The sequence below is a fragment of the Nostoc sp. T09 genome (assembly GCF_002154695.1).
Classification (GTDB): domain Bacteria; phylum Cyanobacteriota; class Cyanobacteriia; order Cyanobacteriales; family Nostocaceae; genus Aulosira.
In genome coordinates this window covers 1-1179 of sequence record NZ_MTAV01000233.1, presented here as the reverse complement: position 1 = coordinate 1179, position 1179 = coordinate 1, and the positions used below count along the sequence as shown (strand labels likewise).

General features: G+C 45.1%; 1 protein-coding gene and 1 pseudogene. Both read left to right on the top strand.

All coding sequences use genetic code 11. The annotated features are described in order from the left end of the window. Nucleotides 1-391, top strand: a pseudogene (locus BV372_RS37285) (hypothetical protein); the annotation flags it as partial. Between the two features lie 120 nt (nucleotides 392-511). Continuing rightward, nucleotides 512-976: a lipocalin-like domain-containing protein gene (locus BV372_RS33145; protein ID WP_086691523.1), complete on the top strand. Its 465-nt coding sequence runs from the start codon at nucleotides 512-514 to the stop codon at nucleotides 974-976. The last annotated feature ends 203 nt before the right edge of the window (nucleotides 977-1179 follow it).

Below are 1179 nucleotides of genomic sequence, written 5' to 3'. Positions count from 1 at the left end.
CCATTTCAAAGTCAGTGCCCCAGAGTACACGTCGCTGACAACACAAATTTTTATTGCTGGCGATCCTCACCTGGATTCAGATACAATCTTTGCAGTGCGCTCAGCGATCGTTAAATTACAAAAGCACGAAGCACCAGACGAACTCAAGGCACCCAATCAAAGTAAACCGTTTTACACAACGGAATTTGATTTTGTGTTGAAACCCGTTACCGAAGAAAGGCAGAGGGCAGAGGGCAGAAGGAAATCTTGTAAGCTTTTATACAAACATAAGTCCTCTGTGTTTCCGAAGTTTGCCCGAAGGGAAACCCTCCTTGCAACTTCTCTCTGCCATACGGTAAGACAGCCCCTGCTTTTAAGCATGGAGAAAAATAAATGCGTAGCAACTTTATGAAATTCCTCTCCTTATGGAGACGCTGTGCGAACGCATTTATGCGTAGGGTCTCCTTCTGCCTTCGTACTTGTGCCTTCTTAATCTCTCTAGTGGAGAATCATAAAGCAACGGCTGCACATTATGTCTACACCATCAACCCAGAACAATCCGCTAATTGGCATTTGGAAGTTAATTTCTGCAACTGCTATTTACGCTGATGGAACGTTGACTCCAGACGTGTATGGGACTGATCCTGTTGGCTACATTACTTACACATCGGATGGTCACATAATGGTGATGTTTTCCAGGAGCGATCGCCCACTGCTGAGTCAAGAGGTTCAATCACCGCTGACTTCCCAGATGCAATCTCTACCCGTTGAAGAGCTTGCTCAAGCATTCACGACATTCAATGCTTATGCTGGAACTTATACATTGAGCGACAACACAGTAACTCACCAGCTCGAAATTGCATCAATTCCTAATCGGGTTGGTACAGCGTTAGTTCGCACCTTTACTGTGAGTGAGAGCCGATTGACGCTCTCGACGCCGCCAGTCTTAAGTGATGGTGTTGAAACGGTTTTTGAGTTGGTGTGGGAGCGCATTTAATTGCTTAGCAAGATGACATCTGGCAAACGCCACAATTTCACCACCTAGAACTTTATAAGGAGTAAAGTCATGACCACATATCGCACGATCGCAATCGATGGTTTAGATATCTTCTACCGGGAAGCTGGAGAGCGTAGTAATCCAACGTGAGTTCGACAGGTTGATTTAGGCACAAAAAAGGCTGAGACTGTCATATAAGCAAA

What these genes read in the sequence shown, in the direction of transcription:
- BV372_RS33145 (WP_086691523.1), top strand. Translation starts at nt 512, where the DNA reads ATGTCTACACCATCAACCCAGAACAATCCGCTAATTGGCATTTGGAAG.